Source organism: Kitasatospora sp. NPDC057595, assembly GCF_042800875.1.
Classification (GTDB): Bacteria; Actinomycetota; Actinomycetes; order Streptomycetales; family Streptomycetaceae; genus Kitasatospora.
In genome coordinates this window covers 273,584-291,454 of sequence record NZ_JBHVGL010000005.1, presented here as the reverse complement: position 1 = coordinate 291,454, position 17,871 = coordinate 273,584, and the positions used below count along the sequence as shown (strand labels likewise).

Here is a 17,871-nt window from a genome sequence, read left to right as displayed (position 1 = left end):
TCACCGCCCGGCCCGGTCGAGCGCGCTCTGCAGCGAGCGGACGTAGCCCTGACTGGTGTACGTCGCGCCGCTGACCACGTCGATCGCGGCGCTCTGGGCGGCGGTCGCCTCCCGGTTGAGCAGGGGCAGCGCCGAGCCGTTGATCTCCCGGTCCCGGCGGTTGTCCGTCGGGTACTCGACCACCTCGACGCCGGTGATCCGGCTGCCGGAGAGGGTGACGCGGACCTGGACCGGCCCGTAGCGGGTGTTCACCGCGTCGCCGGTGACGCTTCGGGTGCCGCCGCCGGTCGTGGCGGTGGCTTCCGGGGACGGCACGGCGGTGCCCGACGGGCCCGTGGCGGCCCCGGGGGCCTCGCTCCCGCCCGAGCCGATGACCGCGGGACCGACGGTCCGCAGTGAGTCGAGGGACAGCAGCAGGACGATTCCGGCCGCGCTGGCGGCGCTGCCGACGACGGCTCGGCGCATGACGGTGACTCCTCGGGGTTCGCTTCGGGCACGTGGGCTGGCTGCCGGGGCGTGAACTCGACGATCGGGACATGGACGTGGGGGCCGGTACGTGGACGCGGGCTCAGAACGTGAACGACTCGCGATGGATGCGCCCCCGCCGCACACCGGCGGCCCGCAGCGAACGGACCGCCTCCGCCGTCATCGCCTCCGGCCCGCACAGATAGACCTCGTGGTCGGCGAGGTCGGGGACCAGCCGGGCCAGCGCGGTCCCGAGGTCGCCCACCTGCGCCCGCGACCCGGTCAGCTCGTGGACCCGGGCGCCGCGCCGGCGGGCCACGTCCGCGAACTCCGCTCGGAAGAGCAGGTCCTCCGGCCGCCCGGCCCGCTGCACCAGGGTGAGCTCGCCGGGCATCGTCTCGAACAGGGCCCGCAGCGGGGTGATCCCCACGCCCGCCCCGAGCAGCAGCACCCGGCGCCGGCGCAGGCCGCGCGCCGTGAACGCCCCGTACGGTCCCTCGGCGCGCACCCGGGTGCCGGGGCGCAGCGCGGCCACCGCCGCACTGTGGTCGCCGAGGCCCTTGACGGTGAAGCGCAGGAAGTGCGGGTGCGGCGCGGCGGACAGCGAGTAGGGGTTGGCGGCCCAGCGCAGGCCGGGTGCGTCGAACTGCAGCCGGAAGAACTGGCCTGCCTCGGCCCGCAGTTCTTCCAGCCTCCGGCCGCTCAGGTAGAGCGACACGACGCCGGGGCCCTCGGGGCGGACCTCGGCCACCGTCAGCCGGTGGCGGCGGTCGCGCAGCCACGGCCGGACCAGCCGGTACCAGCCGAGCAGGCCCGCGGTGGCCAGGTACAGGGCGCACCAGGCGGCCGTGGCGAGGCCGCCGCCGAGGTCGGCGCCGGTGGCCAGCTGGTGGCCGAAGGCCAGGGCCACGGCCAGGTAGGTCGCCAGGTGGAGGTAGTACCAGGTCTCGTAGGACAGCCGGCGCCGGGCGGCCCGGGCGGACACCGCGCCGGTGCCCAGCATCAGCAGGGTGGCCGCGGTGGCCTTGAGCATCTCCGGGAAGTGGAGGACGATCTCCATCCCCTCGCCGATCAGTCCCCTGCCGTCGGTCAGGGCGTACCCCCAGACGACGGTCAGCACGTGCGCGCTCACCAGGGCCACCAGCCACCGGCCGCCGCGGGCGTGCCAGCGGGTCAGCCGGTCGGCGCCGATCCCGCGCTCCAGCGGCGGCAGCCGGGCGACCAGGAGCAGCAGAACGGGGGCCGCGTACCCGGCGAGCAGCCCGCTGACCCGGCCCGCGGCGGTGGCCCAGCCGGCCACACCGGTGACCGCGGTGGTGCCCGTCCACCACAGGGCGACGGCACCGGCCGCGCCCGCGGCGAGCAGCCCCAGGACAGCTGCCGGTGCGGCGGCGCGCGGACGGCGCGGTGCGGCCCGGCGGCCCGGGCGCGGACGGCGCGGGCGTGGTGGGGCGATGGTGGCCATGCGGATCTCCTCACTGCCGGCGGCGCGGGGCCGCCGGGGTGATCACGATGGCACCGTTGGCTCTCAGCCGGCTCTGAACCGGCGCGCGTTCCCCCCGGTTCGCAGGGCATCGCAGCAGCTCACAGGGGGTTTCCCGGATCCCGGGGCCGTCGCGCTCTCATGGCTTTCTCACCGGGCCGTGGCCACAATGAGCGGCGAGCACGGCAGAACAGCGGGAACCGAGGGAGCAGCATGGACGACACCGCCGATCCGCGCGCCTGGCGGATCCTCGTGGTGGACGACGAACCCGATCTGGTCGAGGTCGTCTGCGGCGCGGTCCGCTACGAGGGCTGGCGGGCCCGCGGCGAGGGCACCGGCCTGGCGGCCGTCCGGGCCGCGGCGTCCTGGCGGCCGCACGCCATCGTGCTCGACATGATGCTCCCCGACCTCGACGGCCTGGAGGTGCTGCGCCGCGTCCACCGGGAGCAGCCCGAGGTCCGGGTGCTCTTCCTCACCGCCCGGGACACCGTGGAGGACCGCATCGCCGGCATCGCCGCGGGCGGCGACGACTACGTGACGAAGCCGTTCAGCCTGGCCGAGGTCGTCGTCCGGCTGCGCGGGCTGCTGCGCCGGGCGACCCCGGCGGGGCTGGCGCACCCGCCGCCGGAGCACGCGCTGGTGCTCGGCGACCTCGTCCTCGACGAGCGGGCGCGCGAGGTCAGCCGGGGCGGCGACACCATCGAGCTGAGTCCCACCGAGTACGCCCTGCTGGCCCATCTGATGCACCACCCGCGGCAGGTGCTGAGCAAGGCGCAGATCCTGGACGCCGTCTGGTCCTACGACTTCGGCGGACAGGCCCACGTGGTGGAGCTGTACATCAGCTACCTGCGCAAGAAGCTGGACGTCGGCCGGCCACCGATGATCCACACGGTGCGCGGGGCCGGCTACCTGATCAAGGCGGCCGCGTGAGCGCCGTGCCGCGCGGCCGGGCCGCCCGGCTGGTCCCGCGGACCCTGCGCGCCCGGCTGATCGCCGGACTGCTGGTGCTCCTGGTGGTGACCTGCGCCGCCGTCGGACTGGCCACCACCGCGGCGCTGCGCCACTTCCTGGTGGACCGGCTGGACCAGCAGCTCGCCGACACCGGCGGACGCTACGCGGCCAGCCTGGAGCACGCCGGACGGGACGGCGACACCAGGGCCCAGGCGCCCGGCACCTTCGGCGCCCGCCTGGTGGACGGCCGGGTCACCGCGGCCGGCGTCGTCGACGGCGACGCCGACGACGCGGACGAGCCCAACGCGGACGACCGGCTGGCCCTGCCGCCGGCCGAGCAGCACGCGCTGGCCGCGCTCGTGCCCGGCGGCCCGGCCCGCACCGTCGACCTGGGTGGCACGGCGGGGGACTACCGGGTGCGGGCCACGGCCGGCCGGGACGGCGACGTGCTGGTCGCCGGGCTGCCGCTGCGCCCGGTGGAGGACACCGTCGACCGGCTGGTGACGCTGGAGCTCACGGTGTTCGCGCTGGCCGCCGCCGGGGCGGGCGTGGTGGGGGCGCTCTGGGTCCGCTGGGCGCTGCGCCCGCTGGACCGGGTGGTGCGGACCGCCGAGCGGGTCGGCGCGCTGCCGCTCGCCAGCGGCGCCGTGACCCTCGCCGAGCGGGTCCCGGACGAGGACCCGCGCACCGAGGTCGGCCGGGTCGGCATCGCCCTCAACCGGATGCTCGACCACCTGGGTGCCGCCCTCGCCCGGCGGCACGCGGTCGAGGAGCGGCTGCGGGCGTTCGCCGCCGACGCCAGCCACGAGCTGCGCACCCCCGTGGCCGCCGTCCGCGGGCACGCCGACCTGGCTCTGCGCCACCCCGGCGAGGTGCCCGAGCCCGTGCGCCACTCGCTGGAGCGGATCAGCGCGGCGGCGCACCGGACCGGGACGATCGTCGAGGACCTGCTGCTGCTCGCCCGACTGGACGCCGGCCGGCCACTGGCCGAGGAGGAGGCCGACCTGACGCTGATCGCCCTGGACGCGCTCGCGGACGCCCGGGCCGCCGGGCCGGAGCACGACTGGCGCCTCGTCCTGCCCGAGGAGCCCGTGCTGGTGCGCGGGGACGCGTACCGGCTGACCCAGGTGGTGGCCAACCTGCTGGCGAACGCCCACACCCACACCCCGCCCGGCAGCGAGGTCGAGCTCAGCCTGACGCGGTCGGCCGGGCAGGTCCGGCTGGCCGTCGCGGACAACGGCCCCGGGATCGCGCCCGAGCTGATCGACCGGGTCTTCGAGCGCTTCGTCCGCGGCGACCGGGCCCGCTCGCGTGCGACCGGGTCGACCGGGCTGGGCCTGTCCATCGTGGCGGCCGTGGTCCGGGCGCACGGCGGCGAGCCGGAGGTGACCAGCCGGCCGGGACGCACCGTGTTCACCGTCCGGCTCCCGGCCGTGGCGCAGGCCGGTGGGTCGGCCTGCGCGTCGGCCGGGACAGAGCCCGTGGCGCCGACCGGTGCACCGGCCGGTACGCCGTCGGGTGCGCCCGGCCGTCCGGCGCCCGCCGACGCGGCGGATCAGGCGAAGATCCGGGCGTAGAGCTCCTCGATCTCGGCGGCGGTGGGGACGGCGGGGTTGTTCGCGGGCGAGCCGGAGGCGAGCGCCTGCTCGGCCATCAGCGGGGTGAGGCGGGTCCAGGCGTCCTCGGCGATGCCGTAGCTGCGGGGGGTGGGGACGTCCAGGTCGCGGCAGAGCGTGCGCAGGGCGTCGACCAGCCGGTCGGCGGCCGCCTCGTCGGAGTCGGCGGCGGTGGCGGCTCCCAGCGCGCGGGCGCAGTCGGCGTACCGGGCGGGGGCGGCGTGCACCGAGAAGGCGGTCACCGCCGGGAACAGCATCGCGTTCGACAGGCCGTGGGCGACGTGGAAGTGCGCGCCGATCGGGCGGCTCATGCCGTGCACCAGGGCGACGCTGGAGTTCGAGAACGCGATGCCGGCCTGGGTCGCGGCGAGCATCATGGCCTCGCGGGCCGCGGCGTCCGAACCGTCCGCGTAGGCGCGACGCAGGTGGCGGCCGATGGTGCCGATCGCGGTCAGCGCGAGGCCGTCGGAGAACGGGTTGGCCTTGCGGCTCACATAGGCCTCGACCGCGTGGGTGAGGGCGTCGATGCCGGTGTCGGCCGTCAGCCGGGGCGGCATCGACATGGTCAGTTCCACGTCGACCACGGCGGCGATCGGCAGGAACGCCGGGCCCGGACAGAGCATCTTCTCGTCCGTGGCGCTGTCGGTGATGACGGTGAACTGGGTCGCCTCCGAGCCGCTGCCCGCGGTGGTGGGCACCGCGATCACCGGCAGCGCCGGCCCCCGGTTGACCCGCGGCGCCTTGTAGTCCCGCATCTCGCCGCCCCGCACGCCCAGCAGGGCGAGGGCCTTGGCGGTGTCCATCGGGCTGCCGCCGCCGAACCCGATGACCGAGTCGGCCTCGTGCTCCTGGAGCGCCTTCACCCCCGCGACCAGGGAGTCGGTGGTCGGGTCGGGCACGGTGTCGGCGAACAGCCGCGGGTGCAGTCCGGCGTCGAGCAGCGTCGCCGTCAGGCGCTGCGCGGCGCCGCTGCCGACCAGGAACGCGTCCGTCACCAGGAGCGGGCGGGCCAGCCCCAGTTCCTTGAGGACGTCGCCCAGTTCGGCGGCGGCGCCGCGGCCGACGCGCAGGATCCGCGGCAGGGAGAGGCCGGCAACCATGGGGCACCCCTCGACGGTGGGAGGAAGACCGGCCGGTGTTCCGGCCGGGGAGGCTTTCGACTGTGACGCCCGCGCGGGTGTGCGTTCAATCGCCAATCACGCAGACGGCGTGTGCGCAAATGCAGATACGCTGACCGCGTGCGCTCCCGCTCCCGCCCGGTCGGCGACCGGCTCCGTGCGGACGACCTCCGCTACCTGCTCGCCGTCGCCCGAACGGGCCGGCTGGTGAGCGCCGCCGACGCGCTGGGCGTGGACCACACCACCGTGTCCCGCCGCATCGCCGCCCTGGAGAAGGGCCTCGGCGTGCGGCTGATGGAACGCGGCACGGAGGGCTGGGCGCTGACGGACGCCGGCAAGGCCGTCTGCGAGAGCGCGCGGGCGATCGAGGACGCCCTGGTCCGCGTCGTCGACGCGGTGTCGGGCCAGGACAGGCCGTCGCTGCACGGCACCGTCCGGGTGAGCGCCCCCGACGGCTTCGGCACCGCCTTCGCCACCCCGGCGCTGGCCCGGGTGCGCCGCCGCCACCCCCGGCTGCAGGCCGAACTCATCACGGCGACACGGGAGTTGCCACTGCGTCCGGCCGGCTTCGACCTCGCCCTGACCATCGGCAGGCCACCGCGCAGCCGACTGGTGACCGAGCACCTCACCGACTACGCGCTCGGCCTGTACGCCGCCGACGACTACCTCGCGCGATGCGGCAGCCCCGGCTCGGCCGCCGAGTTGAGGGAGCATCCGCTGGTCTTCTACATCGAGTCGATGCTCCAGGTCGGCGACCTCGACATCGAACGCCACCTGCCGGGCATCACGCCCGCCTTCTCCTCCACCAACGTCTTCGCCCAGGTCGAGGCCACCCGCCTGGGGGCCGGCGTCGGTGTGCTGCCCGCCTTCCTCGCCGAACGCGCCGGGCTGCGGCGGCTGCTGGCCGACGAGGTCGACATCCGGCTGCCGATCACGCTCGCCGTACGGCGGGAGGCGGTGACCCTGCCCGCCGTCCGGGCCGTGCGCGACGCCCTGCACCGGGAGGTCGCCGACCGCGCCGCCGAGCTGCTCCCGGAGCCGGCCGGGGACCGCTGGTCGCAACGGCCGGGTCGTACCCGTCGTGACGCTGCGGAGGGTCTCGGTGACCGATCCGTAAGGCCGTCGTAGGGTGGGGCCCACCGAACGACGGCTCGATCGAGGATGGCCCGGATGGCACGAACTCCCTTGTCCTGGTTGGCAGGACGCTACACACTCGGACCGCGCAGCATCCGGGCGGCGGCCGTGGCCTCGGTGGTGGCGGCGATCGGCATCATCATGACCGGCGGCGTCGTCCGGGTGACCGGCTCCGGCCTCGGCTGCCCCGACTGGCCGATGTGCACCGACAGCACGCTCGCGCCGACCGCCGAGATGGGCCTGCACGGCGCGATCGAGTTCTCCAACCGGATGCTCACCAGCGTGCTCTGCGTGGTGGTCGGCTGGGTGATCATCGCCGCCCGGCTGCAGAGCACCCCCATGCCGCGGGTGCTCCGGGGCGGCTGGGCGCAGTTCTGGGTCGTGGTGCTGAACGCGGTGGTCGGCGGCGTCACCGTCTGGCTGAAGCTCAGCCCGTACATCGTCGCCGCGCACTTCCTGGCCGCGATGCTGCTGCTCACCACGGCAGTGGTCACCTGGGACGCCACCCTGCACGCCACCTCGGGCGAGGCGGCGGACGCCGCACCGGACGACCGGCGGAGCGTGCCGTCCGGGCGGGCCCGAGGTCTGGCGACGGCGCTGATGGCGGTCACCGCGGTGATGGTGGTGGTCGGCACGGTCACCAGCGGCACCGGCCCGCATGCCGGCGACTCCTCCGACGTGCCCCGGATCGGCCTGGACTGGACGACGGTGACCGTGGTGCACGGCGTGCTCGCGGGGGCCGTCCTGGTGCTCGCGGCGCTGCTGTTCGCGGCGCTGCGCCCGGACCCGTCCGGTGGTGGCGCCCGGCGCCGCACGGCGCTCTTCCTGGTGGCGCTGGTGGCCCAGGGCCTGCTGGGCGTGGTGCAGTCGCTGACCGGTCTTCCCGAGGCGGCGGTGATCCTGCACCTGCTCGGCGCGGCCATGGTCTGGGTGGGCGCGCTGCGGGTGCTGCTCGCCGTCCGCCCGGCGCGGCGGCCGGTCCCGGCCGGACCTGAGACGGCCGGACCGGAGACGGCGCTCCCGGCACCGGGCGCCCGGACCCCCGAGCACGCGGCCTGAGCACGCGGCCCGCGCACGTGTGGCCCGAGCGCACGCGGCTCGGGGGGCCCGGCGCCCGCGCCGCGTCGCGGGGCGGGGGTCAGCGGTGGGCGGCGCGGGCCGCGGCGTCGACCCGGTCGGCGGAGAGATAGAGGGTCAGTTCGCGGTCGGGCCGGGCCAGTTTGGCAGCCGCCCAGTGGAACGGGTTGCCGGCCCCGCCTCCGCCCGGCGCGGCTCCGCCCCCGTCCGCCCCGCCACCGTCCGCTCCGCCACCGCCCGGCGCGGCCGCGCAGTGGGTGACCAGTGCCTCGACCAGCCCCCGCGACTCCGGTGCCAGCAACCCGGCGAGCCGGGCCGACGCCGCCTCCGGTCGCGGGGTGTAGTGGTTGAACGGCAGGTAGAGCGCGGCGTCCTCGGGCCGCCCGGGGCACCGGGCGGTCAGGCTCCAGCAGAGCGTCGGCCGGATCCCCGGCGCCGCCAGCGCCTGCGGCCCGGCGACCGGGAGGGCGGCCAGCAGCGCCGCGGTGCGCCGGCGGGCGGCCGGGGAGAGCCGGGCCATCCGCTCCTCCAGCAGCTCGGCCGACCGCTCGGTCACGGTGGTGTAGAACTTCGCCCGGGCGGCCGGCGACTCCACCAGGTCCAGGGAGAACACCGCCGGCATCGGCACCTCGATGCTCGCCGGGTCGTTGCGGCGCAGCCACCGCCAGGCCTCGCCGTGACCCAGCCGTTCCAGCGCCTCGCCGACCAGCTCCCGGTTGCGCGCGCGGCCCTGGGCGAGGGTGTCGAAGTAGACCTTGACCCCGGAGAGTCCGCCGGGCCGGACCGAGGCGGCCAGGCAGAGCCCGAACGAGGCCTGCCGGTCGACCGGGCGGAAGAGGTCGTACAGCGCCGTCGCCCGGCCGGTCGAGGCGAAGCCCCGCCGCTCCAGGGCGGCGAGGATCCGCCGGCCCTGCTCCCAGCTGCCGAGCGCCGTGGTGTCCCCGGCCGGGGGCAGCGGGCGCAGGAAGATCCGCAGCTCGGGCGCGCCCCCGCCGAGCACCACCGAGTACTCGAACGGCGCCACCCGCGCGGTGGGATCGGCCGAATCGGAGCAGCGCGAGTCCCGGTGGCCCCAGCCGTCGAACAGCAGGGGCACGGCGTCGTCGACGGCCGCCGCGACGTCCGGGCCCAGGCCCAGCGTGCCGCTCAGCAGGCGCAGTCCGCGTGCGGCACGCCCGCCGAAGCCGTCCGCCGCCGGTGACGCGTCCGCCCGTGTCCGCCCACGCGTCGCGGTGGCCGGGGGAGCGGGGCGGGTGCCGGGGCTGCCGGGGCCGCTGGTCATCTCAGCGGCCCCCCGCTCGCGGCCCGGCCGGCGCGTAGGGAGCGGTGTCGATGCCCGGGTACAGCTCGGCCAGACGCTCCAGCGACTGCTCCGTCCAGTAGCGGTCCCCGGGCGGGGGGAAACCGAGCAGGTGCCGCTGGCGGGGCGAGAGCCCGACCATGAACTCGCGGAAGTCGTCCCAGCCCGGGGAGGCCGGCCGCATCGACCACAGGTGCTTGTCGGTCCACCGGGCCACCGCGGCGTGGACGTTGAAGAAGAGGGCGAGCCGCCGCCCGTGGGTGCCCAGGTAGCCGGCGCCGCGGTGCACGATGTCGCCGACGAAGAGCAGCACCGAGCCGCGCTTCGCCTCGATCGGCCGCTGGCGCTCGTACAGTTCGGGGTAGCTCTCCTTCTCGTAGGAGGCCTTGCCGGTCGCCGTGAGCAGCGGTACGCCGAGTTGCTCGGCCCGCGCGACCACGTAGGTCGGGCCGGTGTCGACCGTGACGTCGGTCAGGTAGACGATGCCGAACAGCCGCTGGTAGACGCCGTCGGCGCGGGGCGGCAGCAGGCTGCTGGCCGCCCAGGCGTCGTTGTGCAGCGTCTGGTCGATCGAAGGCCCGTACGCCGTACCGTACTTGGCCTGGATGAACGAGCTGGTGAGCCGCAGGTCGGTGTCCCCCAGCAACTGCTCGGCGACGTCGATCACCCGGGGGTCGAGGGAGAGCCGGTTGAGGGCGTTGGAGGAGAACGGGAACGGCACCGCGTGCTTGAGCGCGGCGACCTCCTCGGCGGTGGCCCGGCCGTCCTCCGGGTCCGGGAAGTAGCCCTCCATCGCGGCGACCGCGTCGGTCAGGGCCTGCCCGGTCACGAAGTCCGGGACCAGCGCGTAGCCGTTGGCGGCGATCTCCTCGGCGATCGCCGCGGCGTCCAGGGTTGCCATCGTCATTCCCCTCCGTCCACGGGGGCCGCCCGTCCGGCCCGGGCGGGCCGGCGGGTGACCAGGATGTTCTTGTGGAAGCCGTCCAGCCGCAGCGGCTCGCCCACCGGCTTCCCGTCGACCTCGATCCAGGCGTGCGCCGCGAACGGCGCGAGGTTCACCCCGGAGACCCAGTCCGCCCAGCCGCCGCGCGCACGCACCAGCAGGACGGCGGCCAGCGAGCGCTCCAGGCAGTACTGGCCGGCGCAGCGGCCGCTGACCGCGACCACGTCCTCGCGCGCCTTGAACGCCTCGGCGTAGGAAGCCGGCCGGGCGCCCGCGCTCAGTCGGCGCAGCAGCCGCTCCAGCCGGTCGGGGCTGGCGGCGGCGGCCAGCAGCCGGCCGGCGGCGACGGCGAGCAGCGGCACGATCCGGCGGTGCGGCGGCAGCCAGGCACGCGGCTCCGGGGTCATGTGCAGGGTCACCGGTCCACCACGATTCCGGCCGCGCGCAACTGGCCGAGCAGCCGGCGGACGTCGTCGGGAATTCTCTCGCGGGCCGCCGGAAACCTCGCCAGGAGGGTTTCCGTGATTTCCTCCGGGGATTTCCTGGCGGATAACAGATCGAAAACGTCGGCGCCGATCCGGTTGAGCCGGAAATAGCGCCCGGATTTCTTGTCGAGGAGCACCGCCGCCTCGCTCTCCCGGACCAGCGCGACATGCTTCGCCACCCGCGGAGTCACGGTGCCACCGGATAGCTGTCCACCAGAATTCCTCCCGGTCCCCTCGGTGCGTCCGCCGTCCGCCCGGCCACCGTGCGCAGCCAGGCCTCGGCGCCGAGCGTCAGCTCCAGCGCCGCCGTCTCGTGCTGGGGGCGCATGGTGTCCCGGATGCTCGCCCGCAGCGCCTCCGGGTCCACCAGCCCGTACGCGGCGAGCAGCGGCTCCTCGACCATCGCGAGCAGCTCCCGCCGGTTGCGTTGCAGGCCGCGGTAGACCGACATGCTGAACTCGCCCTTGGTCGAGCGGGACAGCGCCCCGCTCCCGGTCGCCCCCATCGCGGCCTTCAGTAGCGGTTTGTAGCCCCGGCCCGGCAGTGACTCGCCGCGCGGGACGGCCAGCGCGGCCTCCAGCACGTGGTCGTCCATGTAGGGCAGCGACAGCAGGACCCCGCAGCGTGCCATCAGCTCGCGCAGCGGCCCGAGCCGCTGACCGCCGATCCGCTGCCCGGCCACCGCGGTGTGGGTGGCCCGGTCCGGGGCCTGCGGGCGGGCCGCGGCGGAGCGCTCGCGGGCCACCTCCCGGATCGCCTCGGCGGCGTGCGCGGTGGCCCAGGGCGGCAGGTGCAGGGCCGGACCCCAGCCGACGGTCGGCCCGTCGGCGTCCGGGCGCGGCAGGTGCAGGGTGCGCAGTTCCTCGGTGAACCACGCGGCGTACGTCCGCCGGTCGGCGAGCGACCGCACCACCTGCGGCAGCGTCCACCGGCGCAGCCGGGCGAGCGGACGGATCCCGCGCAGTGCCGCGACCGGCGCGCTCCGGTAGAGGTCGGCGTAGTAGGAGGGGGCGACGGTGAACAGCTCGTCGCCGCCGAAGCCGCCGAGGTGCACGGTCGCGCCGGTGGCGGCGAACAGCCGGGACATGGCGGCCTTGCGGGTGCGGTTGCGGATCAGGGTGTACGGCTCGCCCAGGCCGTAGGGCACCTCGGTGGCCAGGCCGGTGGCGGTGGACCAGATGCCGTCGTACGGGCCCGGTACGTCCTCGGGGCCGAGGACGGTCAGCTCGCGGCCGATCTCGCGCGCCGCGAGGGCGGCCCAGCGGGCGTCGTCGTGGTTGGGGTCGACCGTCTGCTCGACGAACGAGCGGAACGCCGCGCCCTGGCCGGCCAGCAGGTAGCAGAGCGAGGTGGAGTCCATGCCGCCGGAGAGGTCCGCGGAGAGGCCGGCCGCGGTGCGCACCCGCACCGCCACGGCCTCCTCCAGGGCGGCGCGCAGCAGCGGCGCGCCCTCGGCGAGCGGCAGGTCCCCGGCCGGGGGCCGCCACCAGGGCCGGGGGTCGGCGTGCTCGGCGGTCAGCCGCAGCCGGTGGTCGGCGGGCAGTCGGCGCACCCCCGTCCAGTGGGTGCCGTCGGTCAGTCCGTAGTCGAAGCCGGGGTGGACCAGCCCCCAGGCGGCCATCTCCGGCCGCGGGGCGCCCCCGCTCCAGTCGATCAGGGGCTCCACCGCGTCGGCCGCCGCGTAGCCGCCCTCGGGATGGCGGGCGTAGCAGACCTGCCGCAGCCCGGAGGCGGTGCCCTGGACCCAGAGCGCGTCGCCGTCGGCGCAGATCAGGTGGAAGCTGCCCGGGAGGCGGTGTGCCGCGGCCAGCAGTCCGGGCACGTCGTCGTGCCGGTCGAGCAGCCGTGCCAGGTGCCCGGCGTCGGTGTCGAACTCGCCGAACAGCGCGAGCCGCCGGCCGGGCGGGCCGGCGACCACGAGCCGGGCGTGCGAGGCGTCCGTGACGATCCACGGACGCCCCGACGGGTGGTGCACCACCCGCACGCCCTCGGCCGGCACCGGGATCCTGGGCGACGGACCTTGGGCCTTCTCGGGGAAAGCGACGAACCAGGACGTGCCCACAACCCCTCCTTCACCGGCCTGTTTCACGGGGTGGGATCAGATGATCGCCACGCCCTCACCGTCGTTGCTCGCCCAGCCGTACCAGGTGGTCACCTCGTTGAATTCACCGACCGGCAGCAGCGCAGGAGCCTCGTACTCCATCTCCTCGATCTCCTTCATTGATATTCACCTCCTCCGGCAAAGTTGACTGGAGCTAATCACGGTTCGGTAGCGGGGGCAAGAGTGCGTACAAGTCTCATCCATTTCCCGGTTTTCGGACGCACGAATTCCGGAAGGCCGGGCGATGGTAAAGCAGCGGCCATGTGCCGGGAGTGTCTGCGCGAACTCCGACCGGAATCCGGGGGAAACGTTCGCCGGGCCTTCGGGGGTCGTCCACATCCGGACCGATGGTCTGCCGGTTGCGGGGGAGTCCTCTCGGCGCGGGCTCCGGCGGGCGCGTGGACCGGTTGGCCCGGCGTCGGACTGACGCGGCGTCCGGGTGGCGGTGCGTCGCCCCGGACGGCGAAGGCCCTCCGATGGGTCAGGTGACGGTCCGCCAGCATGACAGAAAGTAATGATGTGTGCACATAGTGTTTTCATGACAAGAGATCTTCGCGGGCCGTCGCGCCTTCTGGAACGCACGGCCCGCCTCGTGACGGCAGCGACCATGCTGGGATTCCTCAGTGCCGGCATCACCGGACTACCGGCCCGGGCCGTACCGGCTCCGCAGAAGGCGCCGCCCGCCAGCAGCGGCGGGCACGCCGCCGCCGGTGAGCGCGTCCTGGCGACCGGTACCCCACTGCTGCAGGAGACCTTCACCGGGGCCACGGCGGACTCCCGCTTCACCGCCGTGGGCACCGCGTGCCTCACCGGTGCGCCCGCCGGCGCGTTCACCCCCGGCAGCCACCCGCTCGCGGGCTGCCCGGCGGTCGAGGTCGGGCCGGTACCGCCGGTGAACGGCGCGCCGCACGGATACCTCCAGATCACCGACTCCGGTTTCGACGAGGCGGGCGCCGTCCTGTTCGACCAGGCGCTGCCGGCCGGCAACGGTCTGGACGTCTCCTTCGACCAGTGGCAGTACGGCAGCACCACCCCCGCCACCCCGGCCGACGGCATCTCCTTCTTCCTGGTCAACGGCGACACCGCGCTCACCCACCCCGGGGCCTTCGGCGGCAGCCTCGGCTACGCGCAGAAGCTTCCCGACGACAACCCGAACCTGACCTTCCTGCCCGGCGTCGACCGCGGCTACCTGGGTGTCGGTCTCGACGTCCTCGGCAACTACTTCGGCGACTGGGAGCACCGCGGCAACGGCTGCGCGACCCGCTCGCCGGCCGGCACCGGCTTCCGCATCCCCGCGCCGGGCGCCAACATGGTCACCGTCCGCGGCCCCGGCGACGGCACCACCGGCTACTGCTTCCTGACCGCGACGACCAGCAACTTCACCACCTCCGGCCCGTGGCCCTCGACCCTGCCGGGCACCCTGCAGGGCCCGCTGACGGTGCTGCCGCCCGCGGTGACCCCGGCGCAGGCCGAGACCCTGCTGGAGCCCTCGCGCCGCCGGGTGAACGTGCACCTGACGCCGGCGCCCTCGCCGGTGCTGACGGTCGGCGTCGACTTCAACGACGGCACCGGGCCGCACCAGGTGCTGTCCACCCCCGCCCCGACGCCGGTTCCGTCCACCTACAAGTTCGGCTTCGCCGGCTCGACCGGCGCGTTCACCGATGTGCACCTGATCCGCAATGTGGTGGTCGGCACGGACCAGCCGCTGCCCGAACTGAACCTGGTGAAGCAGGTCCGCGAGCCACTGCCCGGTCTGATCACGGTCGGCACGCCGGTGCCGTACGACTTCGTGGTCACCAACGCCGGGACCGTGCCGATCGACAACCTGGGTGTCAACGACCCCAAGGTCGGACCGGTCAGCTGCCCGGTGTCCACGCTCGCCCCCGGCGCGACCGTCACCTGCACGGCCACCTACCTGGTGACCGCCGCCGACGCCCAGTCCGGCCACATCGCCAATACGGCCGTGGCCACCGGGACGGCCGACGGCACCCCGGTCGAGTCCCCGCCGTCCATGGAGAACGTCCCGGTCGTGGCCCCGCCGGGCATCGAGCTGACCAAGCACGTCGACGCCCCGGGACCGTTCGCGGTCGGCGAGACCGTGCCGTACACGTATGTGGTCACCAACACGGGCGGCGTCCAGGTCGACGCCGTCGGCATCACGGACGACAAGGTCACCGGCATCACCTGCGCCGCCACCACGCTCGCCCCGGCCGGCAGCCCCGGCGACAGCACCACCTGCCACGGCAGCTACGTCATCACCCAGCCGGACGCCGACGCCGGCGAGGTCACCAACCACGCCGTCGCCAACGGCACGGCCAACGGATCCCCGGTTGTCTCCCCACCGACCCAGGCCACCGTCCCGGTGGTGTCCACGTCGAGTCTGGGTCTGACGAAGCAGGCGAGCACCCCCGGTCCGGTGAGCGTGGGTGACACCATCACCTACACGTACACGGTCACCAACACGGGCGTGACGACGCTGAACGGCGTGAAGGTCACCGACGACCACGTCACGCCGGTGGACTGCCCCACGACGACCCTCATTCCCGGGCAGGTCATGACGTGCACCGGTGGCTATGTGGTGACGGCCGCGGACGCGGTGCTGGGGCACATCACCAATGTGGCGCTGGCGAGCGGTCTCAACCCGCTGGGGCTGCCCGTCGAGAGTCCGCCGGCGGAGGTGACGGTGCCGGTCACGGCTGTGGCGAGCCTGTCGTTGGCGAAGGAGGCGAACACGCCCGGTCCGGTGAACGTGGGTGACACGGTCACGTACACGTACACGGTGACGAATACGGGTACGGCTGCGGTGCACGACCTGACCGTGACCGATGACCGGGTGTCGCCGGTGACCTGCTCGGCGACGACCCTGGCCGCCGGTCAGAGCACGACCTGCACCGGTACCTACGTCGTGACGAGCGCCGATGCGGTGGCCGGTCACGTGCTGAACGTGGCGACGGCGAACGGCTTCAATCCGCAGGGTGAGCCGGTGGCGAGTCCGCCGGCGCAGGAGACGGTGCCGGTTGTGTCCGTCGCGAGCCTCTCGCTGACGAAGAAGGCCGACACCGCCGGCCCCGTCAACGTGGGTGACACGATCACGTACACGTACACGGTGACGAATACGGGTACGGCTGCGGTGCACAACCTGACGGTGACGGATGACCGGGTGTCGCCGGTGAGTTGTGGGGCGACCGCGCTGGCCGCAGGACAGAGCACGACGTGTACCGGTACGTATGTGGTGACCACTGCTGATGCGGTGGCCGGCCATGTCCTGAACGTGGCGACGGCGAACGGCTTCAATCCGCAGGGTGAGCCGGTGGCGAGTCCGCCGGCGCAGGAGAACGTCCCGGTCGCGTCCACGGCGAGCCTGTCGTTGGCGAAGCAGGCGAACACGCCCGGTCCGGTGAACGTGGGTGACACGGTCACGTACACGTACACGGTGACCAACACGGGCACGGCGACGGTGCACGACCTGGTCCTCACCGATGACCGCGTCTCATCGATCACCTGCTCGGCGACGACCCTTGCCGCCGGTCAGAGCACGACCTGCACCGGTACCTACACGGTGACGGCGGCGGACGCCGTGGCTGGCAGCGTGACCAACCACGCCACGGTGAAGGGTCTCGACCCGCAGGGCGAGCTCGTCCAGAGCCCGCCGGCGGAGGAGACGGTCACGGTTGCGTCCGTCGCGAGCCTGTCGCTGACCAAGAAGGCCGACACCGCCGGTCCCGTCAATGTGGGCGACACGATCACCTACACCTATACCGTGACCAACACGGGTACGGCTGCGGTGCATAGCTTGACCGTCACCGATGACCTCGTGTCCCCGGTGACCTGCTCGGCGACGACCCTCGCGGCCGGTCAGAGCACGACCTGCTCCGGCAGCTACGTCGTGACGAGCGCCGATGCGGTGGCCGGTCACGTGCTGAACGTGGCGACGGCGAACGGCTTCAATCCGCAGGGTGAGCCGGTGGCGAGTCCGCCGGCGCAGGAGAACGTTCCGGTCGCGTCTGCGGCGAGTCTGTCGCTGACGAAGAAGGCGGGCACTGCCGGTCCGGTGAACGTGGGTGACACGGTCACGTACACGTACACGGTGACGAATACGGGTACGGCTGCGGTGCACGACCTGACGGTCACCGACGACCGTGTCTCGCCGGTGACCTGCTCGGCGACGACCCTCGCGGCCGGTCAGGGCACGACCTGCTCCGGCAGCTACGTCGTGACGAGCGCTGATGCGGCGGCGGGACACGTCACCAATGTGGCGACGGCGAACGGTCTCAACCCGCAGGGTGAGCCGGTGGCGAGTCCGCCGGCGCAGGAGACGGTGCCGGTTGTGTCCGTCGCGAGCCTCTCGCTGACGAAGAAGGCCGACACCGCCGGTCCGGTGAATGTGGGTGACACGGTCACGTACACGTACACGGTGACGAATACGGGTACGGCTGCGGTGCACGACCTCACCGTGACCGATGACCGGGTGTCGCCGGTGACCTGCTCGGCGACGACCCTCGCGGCCGGTCAGAGCACGACCTGCTCCGGCAGCTACGTCGTGACGGCCGCCGACGCCACAGCCGGCAGCGTGACCAACCACGCCACGGCCAACGGGCTGGACCCGCAGGACCGGCCCGTCCAGAGCCCGCCGGCGCAGACCACGGTGACGGTGAAGGGCGTGACGTCGAGCCTGTCGCTGACCAAGGAGGCCGATACACCCGGCCCGGTGCACCCCGGTGACACGATCACGTACACCTACACGGTCACCAACACCGGCACGACCACGCTGACCGACCTGACCATCAGCGACGACCGGGTCTCGGACATCAGCTGCGCCGCGACGACCCTCGCTCCCGGTCAGAGCACGACCTGCACCGGCAGCTACGTGGTCACCGAGCAGGACGCCAAGGAGGGGCACGTCACCAACCGGGCGACGGCCAATGCCTTCGACCCGGACTGCCGGCCCGTCCAGAGCCCGCCCGTCGAGCTCTGCATCACCGTCGAGGAGTGCCCGCCTCCGCCGCACCACGGCTACGAGTCCGAGCGTCCTGAGTACCTCGACTACATCGACCACCTGGACCACTTCCGCTACTTCGGCTTCCTCGCCGAGGCCGCGTGACAGGCGGGCGATCCGGGTCGATAGCCGACCCGGGTCCGGCAACCGGTCCGTCGCCGTCGCTCCGGCGGCGTCGGGCGGTGCCTTCCCGGGGCCTCTT

14 protein-coding genes are annotated in these 17,871 nt (G+C 74.1%); 5 read left to right on the top strand and 9 right to left on the bottom strand.

Going from position 1 to position 17,871, the window contains the following annotated elements; genetic code table 11:
- Together ACFU9E_RS11570 and ACFU9E_RS11565 are read right to left on the bottom strand one after the other, a co-directional pair.
- Positions 1-465, bottom strand: coding sequence for an FMN-binding protein (locus tag ACFU9E_RS11570; protein WP_380682566.1), 465 nt, complete (start codon positions 463-465; stop codon positions 1-3).
- Positions 466-568: 103 nt separating this feature from the next.
- Complete coding sequence (locus tag ACFU9E_RS11565; RefSeq protein WP_380682567.1) at positions 569-1,930, bottom strand: ferric reductase-like transmembrane domain-containing protein; 1,362 nt, start codon at positions 1,928-1,930, stop codon at positions 569-571.
- Positions 1,931-2,161: 231 nt separating this feature from the next.
- Here ACFU9E_RS11565 and ACFU9E_RS11560 point away from each other — a divergent pair, with 231 nt between their 5' ends.
- Positions 2,162-2,878 (top strand): response regulator transcription factor, encoded by a 717-nt coding sequence (locus tag ACFU9E_RS11560; protein ID WP_380682569.1) that lies wholly within the window; start codon positions 2,162-2,164, stop codon positions 2,876-2,878.
- Complete coding sequence (locus ACFU9E_RS11555; protein WP_380682570.1) at positions 2,875-4,476, top strand: sensor histidine kinase; 1,602 nt, start codon at positions 2,875-2,877, stop codon at positions 4,474-4,476. The genes ACFU9E_RS11560 and ACFU9E_RS11555 overlap by 4 nt, the downstream gene beginning before the upstream one ends.
- On the opposite strand, the gene ACFU9E_RS11550 is transcribed toward ACFU9E_RS11555, so the two are convergent.
- Positions 4,455-5,615: an iron-containing alcohol dehydrogenase gene (locus ACFU9E_RS11550; protein ID WP_380682571.1), complete on the bottom strand. Its 1,161-nt coding sequence runs from the start codon at positions 5,613-5,615 to the stop codon at positions 4,455-4,457. The two genes, ACFU9E_RS11555 and ACFU9E_RS11550, sit on opposite strands and share 22 nt — an antisense overlap.
- 138 nt (positions 5,616-5,753) lie before the next feature.
- On the opposite strand from ACFU9E_RS11550, the gene ACFU9E_RS11545 reads away from it, so the two are divergent.
- Positions 5,754-6,761 (top strand): LysR family transcriptional regulator, encoded by a 1,008-nt coding sequence (locus tag ACFU9E_RS11545; protein WP_380682572.1) that lies wholly within the window; start codon positions 5,754-5,756, stop codon positions 6,759-6,761.
- Between the two features lie 42 nt (positions 6,762-6,803).
- Positions 6,804-7,826: a heme A synthase gene (locus ACFU9E_RS11540; protein ID WP_380682573.1), complete on the top strand. Its 1,023-nt coding sequence runs from the start codon at positions 6,804-6,806 to the stop codon at positions 7,824-7,826.
- A 79-nt stretch (positions 7,827-7,905) separates the two neighbouring features.
- Here ACFU9E_RS11540 and ACFU9E_RS11535 read toward each other — a convergent pair whose 3' ends face one another.
- Genes ACFU9E_RS11535 through ACFU9E_RS11510 form a run of 6 tightly spaced genes read right to left on the bottom strand, consistent with a single transcriptional unit; the run spans position 7,906 to position 12,793 of the window.
- The gene (locus ACFU9E_RS11535) at positions 7,906-9,126 is read right to left on the bottom strand and encodes a hypothetical protein (RefSeq protein WP_380682574.1); all 1,221 of its coding nucleotides are present in this window, start codon (positions 9,124-9,126) and stop codon (positions 7,906-7,908) included.
- 1 nt (position 9,127) lies between these two features.
- Entirely contained in the window at positions 9,128-10,051 is a 924-nt protein-coding gene (locus tag ACFU9E_RS11530) for a phytanoyl-CoA dioxygenase family protein (protein ID WP_380682575.1), read from the bottom strand.
- The gene (locus ACFU9E_RS11525) at positions 10,048-10,506 is read right to left on the bottom strand and encodes a lasso peptide biosynthesis B2 protein (protein WP_380682576.1); all 459 of its coding nucleotides are present in this window, start codon (positions 10,504-10,506) and stop codon (positions 10,048-10,050) included. Before ACFU9E_RS11525 ends, ACFU9E_RS11530 begins: the two co-directional genes overlap by 4 nt.
- Positions 10,503-10,751 carry a PqqD family peptide modification chaperone gene (locus tag ACFU9E_RS11520; RefSeq protein WP_380682577.1) on the bottom strand — a complete coding sequence of 83 codons (249 nt, stop codon included), beginning with the start codon at positions 10,749-10,751 and terminating at the stop codon, positions 10,503-10,505. The genes ACFU9E_RS11525 and ACFU9E_RS11520 overlap by 4 nt, the downstream gene beginning before the upstream one ends.
- A gap of 8 nt (positions 10,752-10,759) precedes the next feature.
- The gene (locus ACFU9E_RS11515; RefSeq protein ID WP_380682578.1) at positions 10,760-12,634 is read right to left on the bottom strand and encodes an asparagine synthase-related protein; all 1,875 of its coding nucleotides are present in this window, start codon (positions 12,632-12,634) and stop codon (positions 10,760-10,762) included.
- Between the two features lie 36 nt (positions 12,635-12,670).
- On the bottom strand, positions 12,671-12,793 hold the full coding sequence (locus ACFU9E_RS11510) for a lasso RiPP family leader peptide-containing protein (protein WP_380682579.1): 123 nt from the start codon (positions 12,791-12,793) through the stop codon (positions 12,671-12,673).
- 418 nt (positions 12,794-13,211) lie between these two features.
- On the opposite strand from ACFU9E_RS11510, the gene ACFU9E_RS11505 reads away from it, so the two are divergent.
- On the top strand, positions 13,212-17,774 hold the full coding sequence (locus ACFU9E_RS11505) for a hypothetical protein (RefSeq protein ID WP_380714924.1): 4,563 nt from the start codon (positions 13,212-13,214) through the stop codon (positions 17,772-17,774).
- Positions 17,775-17,871: the final 97 nt, after the last annotated feature.